The sequence below is a fragment of the Kitasatospora sp. NE20-6 genome (assembly GCF_045862635.1).
Map to the genome: position 1 here is coordinate 1 of NZ_BPRL01000064.1, position 13,408 is coordinate 13,408.

General features: G+C 75.1%; 13 protein-coding genes. 3 read left to right on the forward strand and 10 right to left on the reverse strand.

Annotation, left to right across the window (positions count from 1 at the left end; all coding sequences use genetic code 11):
- Window positions 1-116: 116 nt before the first annotated feature.
- From SNE206_RS32230 to SNE206_RS32240, 3 genes are all read right to left on the reverse strand, one after another.
- Complete coding sequence (locus SNE206_RS32230) at window positions 117-932, reverse strand: class I SAM-dependent methyltransferase (RefSeq protein ID WP_407917077.1); 816 nt, start codon at window positions 930-932, stop codon at window positions 117-119.
- A 222-nt stretch (window positions 933-1,154) separates the two neighbouring features.
- Window positions 1,155-2,774, reverse strand: a complete 1,620-nt coding sequence (locus SNE206_RS32235; RefSeq protein ID WP_407917078.1) for an MFS transporter — start codon at window positions 2,772-2,774, stop codon at window positions 1,155-1,157.
- Between the two features lie 69 nt (window positions 2,775-2,843).
- Entirely contained in the window at window positions 2,844-3,317 is a 474-nt protein-coding gene (locus SNE206_RS32240; RefSeq protein ID WP_407917079.1) for a MarR family winged helix-turn-helix transcriptional regulator, read from the reverse strand.
- A gap of 332 nt (window positions 3,318-3,649) precedes the next feature.
- On the opposite strand from SNE206_RS32240, the gene SNE206_RS32245 reads away from it, so the two are divergent.
- Window positions 3,650-4,597: a sugar ABC transporter substrate-binding protein gene (locus SNE206_RS32245; protein WP_407917080.1), complete on the forward strand. Its 948-nt coding sequence runs from the start codon at window positions 3,650-3,652 to the stop codon at window positions 4,595-4,597.
- Between the two features lie 38 nt (window positions 4,598-4,635).
- On the opposite strand, the gene SNE206_RS32250 is transcribed toward SNE206_RS32245, so the two are convergent.
- The 4 genes from SNE206_RS32250 to pnuC form a co-directional block, all read right to left on the reverse strand.
- Complete coding sequence (locus SNE206_RS32250; protein ID WP_407917081.1) at window positions 4,636-5,280, reverse strand: hypothetical protein; 645 nt, start codon at window positions 5,278-5,280, stop codon at window positions 4,636-4,638.
- Between the two features lie 150 nt (window positions 5,281-5,430).
- A complete protein-coding gene (locus SNE206_RS32255; protein WP_407917082.1) occupies window positions 5,431-6,819 on the reverse strand; it encodes a pectate lyase in 1,389 nt (462 codons plus the stop codon).
- A 217-nt stretch (window positions 6,820-7,036) separates the two neighbouring features.
- Window positions 7,037-8,149, reverse strand: a complete 1,113-nt coding sequence (locus tag SNE206_RS32260) for an AAA family ATPase (RefSeq protein ID WP_407917083.1) — start codon at window positions 8,147-8,149, stop codon at window positions 7,037-7,039.
- The gene (gene pnuC / locus SNE206_RS32265) at window positions 8,146-8,808 is read right to left on the reverse strand and encodes a nicotinamide riboside transporter PnuC (protein WP_407917084.1); all 663 of its coding nucleotides are present in this window, start codon (window positions 8,806-8,808) and stop codon (window positions 8,146-8,148) included. Before pnuC ends, SNE206_RS32260 begins: the two co-directional genes overlap by 4 nt.
- A gap of 253 nt (window positions 8,809-9,061) precedes the next feature.
- Here pnuC and SNE206_RS32270 point away from each other — a divergent pair, with 253 nt between their 5' ends.
- Both SNE206_RS32270 and SNE206_RS32275 read left to right on the forward strand, forming a co-directional pair.
- Window positions 9,062-9,310, forward strand: a complete 249-nt coding sequence (locus SNE206_RS32270) for a hypothetical protein (protein ID WP_407917085.1) — start codon at window positions 9,062-9,064, stop codon at window positions 9,308-9,310.
- Window positions 9,307-9,678, forward strand: coding sequence for a fic family toxin-antitoxin system, toxin component (locus tag SNE206_RS32275; protein ID WP_407917086.1), 372 nt, complete (start codon window positions 9,307-9,309; stop codon window positions 9,676-9,678). The genes SNE206_RS32270 and SNE206_RS32275 overlap by 4 nt, the downstream gene beginning before the upstream one ends.
- A 91-nt stretch (window positions 9,679-9,769) precedes the next feature.
- Here the strand turns inward: SNE206_RS32275 and SNE206_RS32280 are convergent, their stop codons facing one another.
- The 3 genes from SNE206_RS32280 to SNE206_RS32290 all read right to left on the reverse strand — a co-directional run bounded on the left by SNE206_RS32280 (window position 9,770) and on the right by SNE206_RS32290 (window position 13,389).
- Window positions 9,770-11,032, reverse strand: a complete 1,263-nt coding sequence (locus SNE206_RS32280) for an arginine deiminase (RefSeq protein WP_407917087.1) — start codon at window positions 11,030-11,032, stop codon at window positions 9,770-9,772.
- A gap of 116 nt (window positions 11,033-11,148) precedes the next feature.
- A complete protein-coding gene (locus tag SNE206_RS32285; RefSeq protein WP_407917130.1) occupies window positions 11,149-12,558 on the reverse strand; it encodes a basic amino acid/polyamine antiporter in 1,410 nt (469 codons plus the stop codon).
- Window positions 12,559-12,963: 405 nt separating this feature from the next.
- On the reverse strand, window positions 12,964-13,389 hold the full coding sequence (locus SNE206_RS32290) for an ATP-binding protein (protein WP_407917088.1): 426 nt from the start codon (window positions 13,387-13,389) through the stop codon (window positions 12,964-12,966).
- Window positions 13,390-13,408: the final 19 nt, after the last annotated feature.

The window sequence follows — 13,408 nt, forward strand, 5'->3', positions numbered from 1 at the left end:
CCGCGTCCACGCCCGCCCCGGTGCCGCACGGGGGCGGGCGTGGACGCGGGGGCTTCGCCGACGCCCCGGTCGGCGACGGGTCGGGGCGGGTCGGGCAGGTCGGGCAGGTCGGCGGCTCAGGGGCGGCGTCCCCAGGCCGTGACCAGCCCCGGTGACAGGTCGTCCGCGGTGCCGGAGGCGAGGGCCTCCTGCGCGTCGGCGAACTGCGCGGCGTCGACGAGCCCGGTGGCGAGCATGGCCTCGCGGGACCGGGCCCAGGTGTCCAGCCAGAACGCGGCGATCGGACTGCCCGCGGCCAGCGGGGGCACGTGCACCTCCGCGGCGACCCCGGTCAGGCCGGCCTCGCGCAGCAGCCGCGGGTAGCCGGGCGTCCAGTCGACGTCGGTGCCGATGGAGGTGCGCAGCGCCCGCCACATGGCGCGCATGGCCAGCCGGTAGGGGGAGTCCGGTGGTGCTGCGGTGGTCAGGTCGATCGCGTCGCCGAGGACGAGGTGCCCGCCGGGCAGCAGCAGGTCGCGCAGGTGCGCGACGATCCGGTGGCGGTCGGGGAGGTGCATGAGCACGAATCGCGCGTGGATCAGGTCGAACCGGCCCGGGTCGAAGCCGGGGTCCGTGACGTCGGCGGCGAGGGTCCGCAGCGCGCCGCCCGCGTGCGGTTCCAGGAAGCGGACGTCGCGGTCGACCGCGAGGACGTCGCCGGCCCCGGCCTCTCCGGCCAGCCAGCGGGCCACCGTCCCGGTGCCGGCGCCGATGTCGAGGCAGCGCGTGTCCGGTCCGACGCCGACGGCACGCAACCGGGCCCGGGTGACGTGGTCGTACGCGAGCGAGCCCAGGTCGATGCGTTCGCCCTCGCCGGGTTTCCACGGCTCGAAGAGGGACTCCCCGTAGCTGCCGGTCCCGTCCGGGCCGGCCGCCGTGCGGTCTGCGGGCATGGCGTCCTCCTGTCCGTCCGCCTGCCTGTCCGTCCGTCCGCCTGTCTGCCTGTCCGTCCGCCTGTCCTCAGCGGCCGCCGGGGGGCGGCGCGCGGGTCGGGACGGACGTTCCGAGCGTATCGACGATCCCCCGGCCCGGCGCTCCCGGACGCGGCGGCCGCGGAGCTGCCGGGCCCGGCGCGGCAGGCCGGGCCCGGCAGCTCCGCGGGGTCGTCCCGCCGGTCAGTGGGCCGGGACGGCCACCTCACCGGTGGACGGGCCCCGCCGCACGCCGGCCACGGCGAGGAGGGCGCCGAGGACGCACACGACGGCGGTGGCCAGGACGGCGGTGTGCACGCCGTTCATGAAGGCCTGCCCGCTCCCCTCGACGACCGCCGCCCGCAGCGGCGCCGCCATGCCGGGGCCGACGGGGGCGACGCCCATCGAGACGGCGTCCCGCGCGGCGCCGAGCCCCTGCGCGGCGGGCGCCGGGACGCCCGCCGCGGTCAGCTCGGGCACGAGGGTGGCGCCGACCCGGCTGCCGATCAGGGAGACCAGCACGGACGTGCCGAGGGCGCCGCCGACCTGGAGCGCGGTGGCCTGCAGTCCGCCCGCCACACCGGCGTCCCGGACGGGGGCGCTGCCCACGATCGCGTCGGAGGAGGCGGCCATCACCATGCCCACGCCGAGGCCGAGCGCGACGAAGGGCGGCCACAGCGCGGCGTAGCCGGAGTGGGTGTCCCAGCCGAGCATGCCCAGCGAGGCCCCGGCCTGGAGGAGCATGCCGAGCGGCATGGTCAGCCGGGCGCCGAACCGGCCGGTGAGGGCCGCGCCGAGGGGGGACGCGACGACCGACGCCAGGCTGAGCGGCAGCGTCCGCACACCCGCCTCGACCGGGCCGAGGCCGCGCACGTTCTGCAGGTAGAGCATGACGAAGAAGATCATGCCGAGCAGCACGAAGAAGTTGACCGCCGTGATGACGGTGCCGACGGTCAGGGCCGGGTTGCGGAACAGCCGCATCGGCAGCAGCGGGTGCCCGACCCGGGTCTCCCACCCTGCGAACAGGGCCAGGACGGCGCAGCCGGCGGCGAGGGTGCCCAGGGTCTGTGCCGAGGTCCAGCCCCACGTCCCGCCCCTGACGACGCCGAACACCAGCACCAGCAGGCCCGCGGCGAGCAGCGCCACGCCGGCGAGGTCGAACCGCTGTCCCGCGGTGGTGGCGCGGCTCTGCGGCAGCACCGCGGCGCTGAAGGCCAGCGCGACCAGGCCGACGGGGGCGTTGACGAAGAAGACGGACTCCCAGCCCACGTGCTCGACGAGGAGTCCGCCGAGGATCGGGCCCAGCGCGGTGGAGACGGAGGAGACCATCGCCCAGATGCCGACCGCCGTGCCGAAGCGCTTCGGCGGGAAGACCGCGCGCAGCAGGCCGAGGGTGTTGGGCATGAGGAGGGCACCGAACAGCCCCTGGAGAGCGCGGAAGGCGATCACGCCGTCGATCGAGCCGGCGAGGCCGATGGCGACCGAGGCGGCGGTGAAGCCCGCCACGCCGACGAGGTAGACGGTGCGGCGGCCGAAGCGGTCGCCGAGCTTGCCGCCGAGGACGAGGGCCGCGGCGAGGGCCAGGAGGTAGGAGTTGGTGACCCATTGCAGGTCGGTGGTGGAGGCGTGCAGGTCGCGCCCGATCTCCGGGTTGGCGATGGCGACGACGGAGCCGTCCAGCCCGACCATGAAGAGGCCGAACGCGACGGCCGCCAGTGTCAGCCACGGGTTGGAACGAGCGGCGCGGGCGGCGCGAGCAGCACGGGAGGGCCCGGTCGGCGGGGAGGAGGGCAGGCGGGAGGGGTCCACGACGGTGGAGGGCATGGCGAGGGCTTTCTCGACGGACTGCGGAACGGCAAGCCGGCCGACGGAGCGGCGCAGACGATCGCCCGGTCAGCCGGCAGGGTGCTGGGCGCTCGCCGTCAGTGACCGCAGGGCCACGAGCGCGGAGCCGAGTGCCGCCGCCTCGCCGTCGGTCAGGGCCCGCAGCGCCGTCTCGACGTAACCGGCCTTCAGCGCCTGTGCCTCGGCGATGCGGCTGCGGGCCTCGGCCGTGAGGTGGAGGTGCGCGACGCGGCGGTCGCCCTCGTCCTGCCGCCGGTCCAGCAGCCCCTGCTCGACGAGCCGGGAGACCAGGGCGCTCACGTTGTTGGGCTTCATCAGCAGCGCCCGGGAGGCGGCGCGGACGGTGACGCCCTCGCCCTCCCCGACCAGCAGGAGCAGCGCCAACTGGGCGTCGGGGAGCCTGGGGTGCGGGAAGTCGAGGGCGAGGCCCCGGTCGAGTGCCCGGTGCAGCACCGGCAGGACGGCCGCGAGCCCGGAGGCGAGGGCGCGGTCGTCCCGGTCGGGGGCACTGGAGGTGGGCACCGGGCGAATCTAGCCATGGCGTCATACCTATGTCAAAGGAGCTTTCTGCCCCCGGCGGCCCGAGCAGGCCCGGACGCGCAGCATTATCTTGCGCCCGCGGACGGGTGAATTCCGTTCACCTGGAGGTAACTTCGGCAGCCGTCGGACGTCTTCGAGCAGCACGGCCGCCGGGGCCCGGGCCTGCAGAAACACGGCAGCCGCCCGCGGCCCCGCACCGCGCTGCCCGTCGGCACCACGACCCCCCACCCCCACCACCCACCACCCACCACCCACCACCGGGATCGCCGCCACCGTCGCCGCCGCTCCCGTCCTCCTGCCAGAAAGGCCGGCCCATGCCTGCTTCCGTCCCCCCGCGGAGAGCACTCGCCGCCGTCGTCACCGCCGCCGCCCTGGCGCTCGCCGGCTGCGCCTCCCGACCGGAGACCACCGGCTCCGGCCCCCTGGTCCTGGGCTTCGTCAACGGCGCCGACACGGAGTTCCACACGTGCCTGCAGAAGGCCGTCGAGCAGACGGCGAAGGCGGAGGGCGTCCAGGTCGTCACGGCCAACTCCGCGCAGAACCCGGCGACCGAGCGGACCAACGTGGAGGACATGATCGGGCGCAAGGTGGACGCGCTGATCGTGCAGACCGTGAGCTTCGACGGCCTGGTCGGTGACATCGCCGCCGCCGGGGACGCGCACGTCCCCATCTTCCTGACCTCGGTGGTGCCCGACGACACCACGGGCATCCTCGGCGCCGCCGTGGTCGACCTGCAGAAGGTCGGCGCCCTGGACGCCGGGTGGATCGGCACGGACGCCCACGGCCGGCAGGTGCAGGTCGCGGTGATCTCAGGCTCCCCGGGGGCCGCCTCCACCCTGCTGGTCAACGGGTTCATGGCGGCGCTCCCGTCCAACGCCAGGGTCGTCGCCAACAAGCGGGCGATGTTCAACCCCACCACCGCCCGGGCGGTGGCCGCGGACATGATCAAGGCGTACCCCGGCCTCGGGTACGCGTTCGTCGCCAACGAGGGGATGGCCCTCGCCGCCCGCACGGCGTTCGACGCCGCCGGGGCGGAGAACGTCAGGATCGTCACCGTCAACGGCACAGACGCGGGTCTCGCCGCCGTGAAGGACGGCAGGCTGTCCGCCACGGTCTCCAACTCCGCGCTGTCGACCGGTGAGCTGGCCGTGCACCGGGTGCTCGACCTGCTGGCCGGGGAGAAGACCGAGCCGATCGTGCAGAGTCCGGTGCTGCTGGTCACCAAGGAGAACGTCGCGCAGGCCCCGCGCTACTGCCCCTGAGACCCGGCTCCGCTCCCCCGGCGCCGCGGGGGAGGCCGTCAGGTGCGCTCCGTGCCGCCGCCCGGCCGGCCGCGCCGGGTCCAGCCCGGTTCGACGGCGGCCCACTCGGCCTCCCACGCACGGTCGGCGGCCCGCTCGATCGACCTGCGGCGGAGCATGTACGCACCCGCCACCGCGCCCGCCATGCCGGTGAGCGCGGTGAGCCCGTACACGCCGGCGGCGAACTGCATCGCGGTGTGCCCGCGCGGCGCGGAGGCCCGGGCAGCGGTGTCGTCGACCCAGATCGGGACGGCCGTGCCGGCCGGGGCGCCGCCGGGCACGCCGATCAGGCCGCTCTCCTGATGTCCGGCGGGGTACTGCCAGATCGCCTGCGCCTGGGCGGGCCGGACACTCCGGCCGGGCGTGTCGACCGCGTCGGCGACCGTGGTCGCGGTCACCCGGTGCCGGTGCAGCGCCGTCTCGGCGGCCTCGGTGCGGATGCCGTTCAGGAGCACCACGGCGACCACCACGGCGACCGCCAGCGAACCGGCCACGGCGGCGAGCACGGCCAGCCGGAGCCGACTGCGGGCCAGGTCGAACCGGCGGCAGAGCGGGTTGTGTTCCAGGCCGACGGCCCGCCGGACGAAACCCAGGGCCGACGCGTGCGGCAGCGGCCGCCCCCGCGGTGCGGACGGAGCCGACATGGCGCGCCTCCTCGGCCGGGCACCCGCGCCCGCCCACCGTCGCCGGCGGGGTGCCTCCCCATTCTATTCGGGCGGGGCGGCTCCGTCCGGGCCCGGCGGCGGGGCGGTGGAGACCCGCCCCGCCGCCGTCGCCCGGTGTACGGCCTGCGGTTACGACCGGTAGGTGACGTCGGCCGCGGTGTAGAGGCAGGACGTGCCGTCGGGGCCGCTGCCGGCCTCCTTCGGCTCGCCGCTGGTGACGCCGGTGAAGCGCTGGCAGACGGTGATCTTGTGGCTGGTGTCCCCCGCGATGGTGAGGCGGGTGATCTTCGCGGTGTCGCCGAGGTTGGGGTTGATGCCGACGATCTTCTTGCCGGGCACGGTGGCCAGCACGTTGTCGATGACGACGTGGCGGGCGTACTGCGTCTTGCAGTTGCCGCACGAGCGGTAGAGCTTGCCGAAGTCCTCGACCCGGAAGTTCCTGATGACCATCGTGCCGGGGCCGTTGTGCTGGAAGACCTTGTCGGCGGCACCGCGCGCGCCGCCGCCGTCGACGGTCATCACCTGCGAGGCCGAGGTGCCCTTGAAGGTGGCGGCGTCCTCGCCGACGTTCTCCCACCAGACGTTCCTGAGGGTGCAGGTGCCGCTGCAGTGCACGCCGTCCGCGGCCGGGTCGCCGAGCACGACGTTCTGCAGCACCGCGCCGTCGGCGAGCTCGAAGAGCGCGGGCTGGCTCTCGGACTGGCCGCCGGTGCCGAGCGCGCCCTTGCCGACGTAGCGCCTGCCGCCGCCGTCGAACACCCCCGTCACCTTCTGCGTGGCCGTCAGCGGGACGTCCACGGTGGGCGTCGGCCAGGCCTGGATCGCTCCGGTCGCGGTCGCGGTCGCGGTGGGCGACGCGGTGGCGGTGGGCTTCGCCGACGCCGTCGCCGTGGCGGTCGGCTTGGCGGAGGCCGTGGGTGTCGCGGACGCGGTGGCCGTGGCGGTGCCGCTCGCGGTCGGCGCCGCGGTCGCCGCGACGGCCTTCAGCGCCCAGCGCTTCGCCGGGGCGGAGCCGCAGGAGTTCTGCTGCACCGGCGTGCCGGGCGCGGCCGAACCGTCCCTGACGGCCAGGCACTTGCCGCTGCCGCCGTTGACCAGGCGGTAGCCGCCGTCGACGGCGGTGAAGGTCCACGTCTGCGCGGGTGCGCCGGTGGTGCACGCCTCCTGCTGCACCGCGGCGCCCGCACCCGTCCTGGCGTCGCGGACGGCCGCGCACTTGCCGCTGTGCGCGGCCACCAGCGTGAAGCCGCTGCCCGCGGCGGTGAGCCGCCAGGCCTGCCCCGCACCGCCGCACGCGTGCTGGGTGAGCTGGACACCGTCCGCGACGCTGCTCCCCGGCACGTCCAGGCACAGGCCGCCGGCGGCGCCGACGAGGGTGTAGGTGCCCGCGACCGGGGTGGGCGCGGCCGCGTCCGCGCTCGCCCAGATGCCGCCCGCCGCGCCGGCGGCCGCCAGGGCCGCCGCACTGCCCAGGGCCACGATCCGGCCGCGCTTGGGGCGTATGGCTCGCTTGCTCACGTCTCACAGTTCCTTACCGCTGCAGGGACAGGGAGCGGGGCCGTCCCGGATGCCGGGGGCCCGCCCGAGCGCACGGCCGGCGGGATGACGACCCGTCGGCCCGGTGCTCGTCCCCTGGTCGCCGCCCGGCGGAGGAAGGTTGCCGCGGTCGGGAGGATTTCTTTTCCCGGTGCCGGAGCACCGCCGCCCGCAGGTGCCGGCACGGCCCGACGGACGGTCAGCCCAGCGGTTCGGCCAGCCCCCAGCCCCCGGCCAGCAGGGTGTCGACCTCGGCGAGCGCGGCGGCCAGCCGGGTGGCCCGGTCGCCGCGCAGTTCGCGCCAGGGCGTGCCCGAGGCGGCGAGCACCTCGCGGAACCGGCCGGTCATCCACGGCCGCAGGTGCTCGCCGTCGCGCAGGCCGTCATCGGCGAACGCGACGTCCTCGTGCGAGGTCAGGAGGTACAGGGCGCGGGGCGGCACGGCGGCGGCGAGCCGGTGCACGGGCCCGGTGGCCCTGCCCGTGTAGCGCTCCTGCCAGACCGTGGTGGCGAGGGTGTCGGTGTCGCACACCAGCACCGGCCCGCCGTCGCGGGCGGCGCGGTCCTCGGCCTCGTTCTGGCGGCGGCCGACGGCGACGAAGTCGGCGTCCGTCCAGTCGAGGTCGAAGACGGTGGGCGGGGGCCCGTCCGGTGCGGCCAGGCCGCGGGCCACCGCGAGCTTGGCGACCGTCAGTTCGCGGCCGTACTCGGGCACCCAGTGGGTGCGGGCGTGCGGGCCGCCGCGCCCGCGCAGGGCGGCGGCGAGGTCCCGGGCGAGCGTGGTGGTGCCGGTCGACTCGGCGCCGAGCACGACGACGCGGCGGGCCAGGCCGCCGCGCACGGGCGGTTCGAGCTCGTCCCAGTACGCGACCGGGTCGGCCCGCACCTTGGTGCCGGAGACGGCGAACGTGTCGCGGCCGGTGTCGAGCAGCACCGGGGTGGCGCCGAAGCGGCGGGCCAGTTCGACGCCGTACGGCTCGGAGCTGAAGGCGGCGTCGACCGGCGGGGCGGGCGGGCCCGCGGCGACGGCCTCGCGCATCAGCGCGACGTGCCCGGCCCAGGCGTCCTCGCTGTCGTAGTCGACGGGGAGGTCGTCCGCGATCCCGACGACGGCGACGTGCGGTTCGGCCGACCAGCGCTCGCGTATCCAGGCGACGCGGTCGGCCCGCGGGACCGACTCCTGCGAGGAGGCCATCACGACGACCGTCACCCGCCGGCAGGCGTCCGCGGCGGCGCGGATCAGGAAGTGGTGGCCGGAGTGCGGCGGGTAGAACTTGCCGATCACCAGGCCGTGCGCGAAGGCGCCGCTCATGCGGGCACCCCCACCGGTGCCGCCGGGCGGGCGGTGGCCGCCCCTCGCCGCCAGGCGCGCAGCCCGATCAGGCACATGCCCAGGAACAGCGTGTAGACGACGGCGGTCAGCTGCAGCCCCTTGGCGGCGTACAGCGGGATGTAGACGAGGTCGGCGGCGATCCAGAAGTACCAGGTCTCCACCTGCTTGGCGTTGAGCAGCCACTGCGCGGCGAGCGAGAGGGCGGTGGTGAGGGCGTCCCAGAACGGCGCGCTGTCGTGCGCCCGGGTGAGCAGCAGGGTGAGTCCGGCGGTCACCGGCACCATGAGGGCGAGCAGGACGAGCAGGGTGCGGGCCGGGGCGCGGCCGACGGGCCCGGCCGTCAGCCGGTCGCGGCCGCGTGCCCAGCGCAGCCAGCCGTGCGCGGCGAGCAGGAGGAAGACGACCTGCAGGGCGGCGTCGGCGTAGAGGCGGGCGCTCCAGAAGAGGACGAGGAAGAAGACGTTGTTGGCGATCCCGACGGGGAAGTTCCAGGCGGTGGCCCGGACGCAGAGCCAGACGCAGACGGCGCCGGTGGCGAAGCCCAGGAGCTCGGCCCAGGTGACGGCGTCGTTGCCGAGCAGGAACAGCTGGTGGTTGAGCGGCTCGACGAGCCCGCCGAGTGTGTCGGCGATGGCCATGTGGCCCCCCTTCGCAATTTGTGTCAGAGTGACGATAATCGGCGGAAGGGGTCGGCGCAATGGCGTTGAGCTGTGGATTTCCCGCCGCACGACACCCCGGGGCAGGGCCCGCGGGCCGGGCGCGACCGTGCACGGCCGGGCGGCGGCCGTACGCTCCGCCCGCCGCCCGCCGGGGCCCGCCCGACCCGCGGCCGCCGCACGACTGCGGCCGACCCGGTTGTAGGCCCGAATACCCGCCGCTACGCTGCTGCGCATGAAGCAGCTGAACGTCAGGCTCGACGACGACGCCCACCAGGCGCTCGCGCAGCGCGCCGAGGCGGCGGGGATGACCCTGCCGGACTACGCCCGCACGGTGCTGGCCGAGGAGGCCGACGAGCGGCGCCACCGCTTCCTGACCGCCGCCGCGCACTTCTCGCAGGCATGGGGCCCCGCCTTCGAGGAGGAGTTCGGCCCGTACGCGGCGCGCAGCACCACTCGCGCCCAGCGGGACACCGCCGCGTGATCCTCCACATCGACCGGGCCTGGCTCCTCGACATCGCCCACCAGTTCCTGCCGCACGACCCCGACATCACCGACTACGGCTCGCTCGCCGCGGCGGTCGCCCGGCACGCCGACGCGGTCATGGAGGTGCCCGTCTACGGCGCCCCGCACCAGCGCGCCGCCGCCCTCATGCACCAGCTCGTCCGGGTGCCCGCGCTCGACCACGGCAACGAGCACTTCGCGGCCGTGGCCGCCGCCTCCTACCTCGCCGCCAGCGGCGAGATCGTCACCGCGGAGCCCAAGGCCGCGGTCGAACTCGCCCGCCGCATCCGCGACGAGGCGCTCGACGTGCGCAGCACGGCCGTCGCGATCCGCGGCTGGCACCGCTGAGCCGGGGCCTGCCGCAGCCCGGCGCACCCGTCCCTCCCGGGCTCCGGACGGGCGGGGCCGGATCGCCGCGCCCGTCCTGCGGGTGGGGCGGTCAGTAATCCACGGCGTCGCGGACGATCGGGCAGGTCATGCAGTGGCCGCCGCCGCGGCCGCGGCCGAGCTCGGCGCCGACGATGGTGATCACCTCGACACCGGCCTTGCGGAGCAGGGTGTTGGTGGTGGTGTTGCGGTCGTAGGTGAAGACGACGCCGGGTTCGACGGCGACCGCGTTGTTGCCGCTGTCCCACTGCTGGCGTTCGGAGGCGTACACGTCGCCGCCGGTGGCGATCACCCGCAGCGCGGGCAGTCCGAGGGCCCGCGCGACCACGTCGGTGAAGGCGCGTGAGCCCTCGTCGGTGATCTCGACGCCGGGCGCGCGGTCGCCCGGGCGGAGCGAGAAGGTGTGGACCGCATCCATGATCGTCGGGTAGAGGGTGACGATGTCGCGGTCGGCGAAGGTGAACACCGTGTCGAGGTGCATCGCGGAGCGGAGCTTGGGCATGCCGGCCACGATCACGTGCTCGGCGGCGCCCCGGGCGAAGAGCGCGGCGGCGACCTGGGTGATCGCCTGCCGGGAGGTGCGCTCGCTCATGCCCATGAGGACGACGCCGTTGCCGACGGGCATGATGTCGCCGCCCTCGAAGGTGGCCTGGCCCCAGTCCTGTTCGGGGTCGCCCCACCAGACGGTGGAGTCCTTGTGGTCGGGGTGGAAGGTGTAGATCGCCTTCATGAGCAGGGTCTCGTCGTGGCGGGCGGGCCAGTAGAGCGGGTTGAGGGTGAGGCCGCCGTAGAGCCAGCAGGTGGTGTCGCGGGTGTAGAGCGTGTTGGGCAGCGGGGGCATGAGGTACTCGCGGGCGCCGGTGGCCTCGCGGGCGAGGGCGAGGTAACCGGTGCGGAAGTCCTCGGGCAGGTCGGTGGTGGCCAGGCCGCCGATGAGGAACTCGGCCAGGGCGCGGGGCTCCAGGGACTCCAGGTAGGCGCGGGTGCCCTCGACGAGGCCGAGCCCGACCTCGTTCGCGGTGATCTTGCGGTCGAGCAGCCAGGACCGGGCGTCGGGCAGGGCCATCGTCCGGGCGAGCAGGTCGTGCAGTTCGACGACGTCGACCCCGCGCCCGCGGAGCTTGTTGACGAAGTCGGCGTGGTCGCGCTGGGCGTTCTCCACCCACAGGACGTCGTCGAAGAGCAGGTCGTCCGCGTTGCCGGGTGTCAGGCGCCGGTGGGCGAGGCCGGGTGCGCACACCAGCACCTTGCGCAGCCGTCCGACCTCGGAGTGCACGCCGTGACCGGCGGAGGCGGTGGGGGTGGTGTCTGTCATGGCCTTCCTCACTTCGGAGCGGGGACATCGGTGGGGCGCGGCGGCGGTGCGGGTGGTGCGGCGGTGCGGGTGGTGCGGCGGTGCGGGCGGTGCGGCGGTGCGGGCGGTGCGGGCGGCTACAGCTCGATCCAGCCGAGGGCGAGGGCGAGCACGCCGACCACCGCTCCCGCCAGCGAGACCGCGAGGATGACGAGTTCGCGCGCCGAGAAGAGCCGGCGCCGCTGCTCGCGGCGCGCCATGACGAACAGCACGGTGGCGGGCGCGTAGACGATGAACGAGACCAGCACGAACTTCAGGCCGGCCGCGTACAGCAGGAACGCGGTGTAGATCACGGCGACGACGGCGACGGCGAGGTCACGCTTCGCCGGACCGCCCGCGGCCGCCCCGGCCCCGGCCCCGGCCCCGGCGCCCCCGCCCGGGGGGACGGCCCCGGGCCGCCCCCGGCCGGGCAGGGCGATCTTCAGCGCGAACGCCGCGGCGAGCAGGAAGGGGATCAGGGTGAGCGCGCTGGTGAGGTCGAGGGCGAAGTTGAAGGCGTCGTCGGAGAAGTACGTGATCACCAGCACGATCTGCGACAGCACCGTGGTGAGGAACAGCGCCGGGACGGGGACGTCGGCACGCGTGGTCCGGCCGAGGAAGCGCGGCATGTCGCGGTCCTTCGCGGCGACGAGGAGCACCTCGGCGGCCATCAGCGTCCAGGCGAGGTAGGCACCGAGCACGGAGACGATGAGCCCGACGCTCACGAAGACCTCGCCCCACTCGCCGACCGCGGACCGCAGGACCCCGGCCATCGAGGGCTGGCGGAGGGCGGCGATCTCGCTGCGCGGCAGCAGGCCGTAGGAGACGATCGTCACCGAGGCGAAGACCGCGAAGACGCTGAGGAAGCCCAGGACGGTCGCACGGCCGACGTCCTCCCGGCGCTCGGCGTGCCGGGAGTAGACGCTGGCGCCCTCGACGCCGAGGAAGACGAAGACGGTCGCGAGCATGGTGCCGCGCACCTGCTCGAACAGCGATCCGAGGTCGGCGGCGCGGAAGTTGTCCGCGAAGACCGACGGGTCGAGGTAGAAGAGCGCGAGCACGACGAAGACGAGGATCGGCACGACCTTCGCCACGGTGACGATCCGGTTGATCGTGGCCGCCTCCCGGACGCCGCGCCGGACGACGAGGAAGAAGGCCCAGAGCCCGACCGAGGAGAGCACGATGGCGAGCACGGTGTCGCCGTCGCCCAGCGCGGGCGCGATGCCGCCGATCGTCGACATGATGAGGACCCAGTAGGTCACGTTGCCGACGCAGGCGCTGGCCCAGTAGCCGAAGGCCGAGAAGAAGCCGAGGTACTCGCCGAACCCGGCCTTGGCGTAGGCGTAGACGCCGGCGTCGAGGTCGGGCCTGCGGACGGCGAGCGTCTGGAAGACGAAGGCGAGCATCAGCATGCCGGTGCCGGCGACCGCCCAGGCGATCAGGGCCCCGGCGATGCCGGTCTCCTGGGCGAACCGGCCCGGCAGCGAGAAGACGCCCGCACCGACCATCGAGCCGACGACCACGGCGGTGAGCGTCGGGAGCGTCAGCTTGGCGGCGGGCGTCCTCGCCTGCGCCTCAGCGGCGGTCACCGTCCCTCACCCGGCCGCTCGGGCACCGACCGCTCGGGCAGCGGCCGCGTCGCCCGGGCGCCGACCGGGGTTCCGCCCGGGGTTCCGCCCGGTGCCCGGCAACGGGTGCTCCCGGGGTCGGCGGGCCGCGCACCGCGCCGACACATCGTCACCTTTGTCCACATTTGGATGATTATGCCGACGGACGGCGCGAACGGCCGGGCACGACGCGGCCGCGGGCCGAGGAGCGGGCTCCACGGGCCGGACCGGCGGCCCGACCGACGGCCGAACCGGCGGGGAGGCGACGGCGACGGCCGGTGTGCGGGCTCCGTGTGGAGGGCCGGGTCAGGGCGGCAGCGGCGCCGTGGCCGTGGGGACGAGATGGAACCAGACCCACTTGCCCTCCCCAGCCGCGAGGCACCCCCAGTCCTCGCTCAGCGTCCGGATCAGCGCCATGCCGCGGCCGGACTCGGCCAACCCCTCGGCCGGCACGTGCCGCTGCACCGGACGCGCCGGCTCGGCGTCGAACACCGCGGCGAAGAGGCCGCCGGTCCGCTCGTCGCGGGCGAGCACCACCTGCAGGTGCGTACCGGAGGCGTGCTCGACGGCGTTGGCGACGGCCTCGGTGACCAGCAGGTGGCCGCGGTCCGCGAGGTCCTGGTCCTCCAGGTCCATGGCGCTCACCACGCGCCGGGCCTGCCCGGCCGCCCTGGGATGGCGGGGCAGCGTGAGGTCCGCGGCGAAGTCGGAGCGGCGTTCGGTCGTCAGCATGGGGATTCCTTCCACGGTG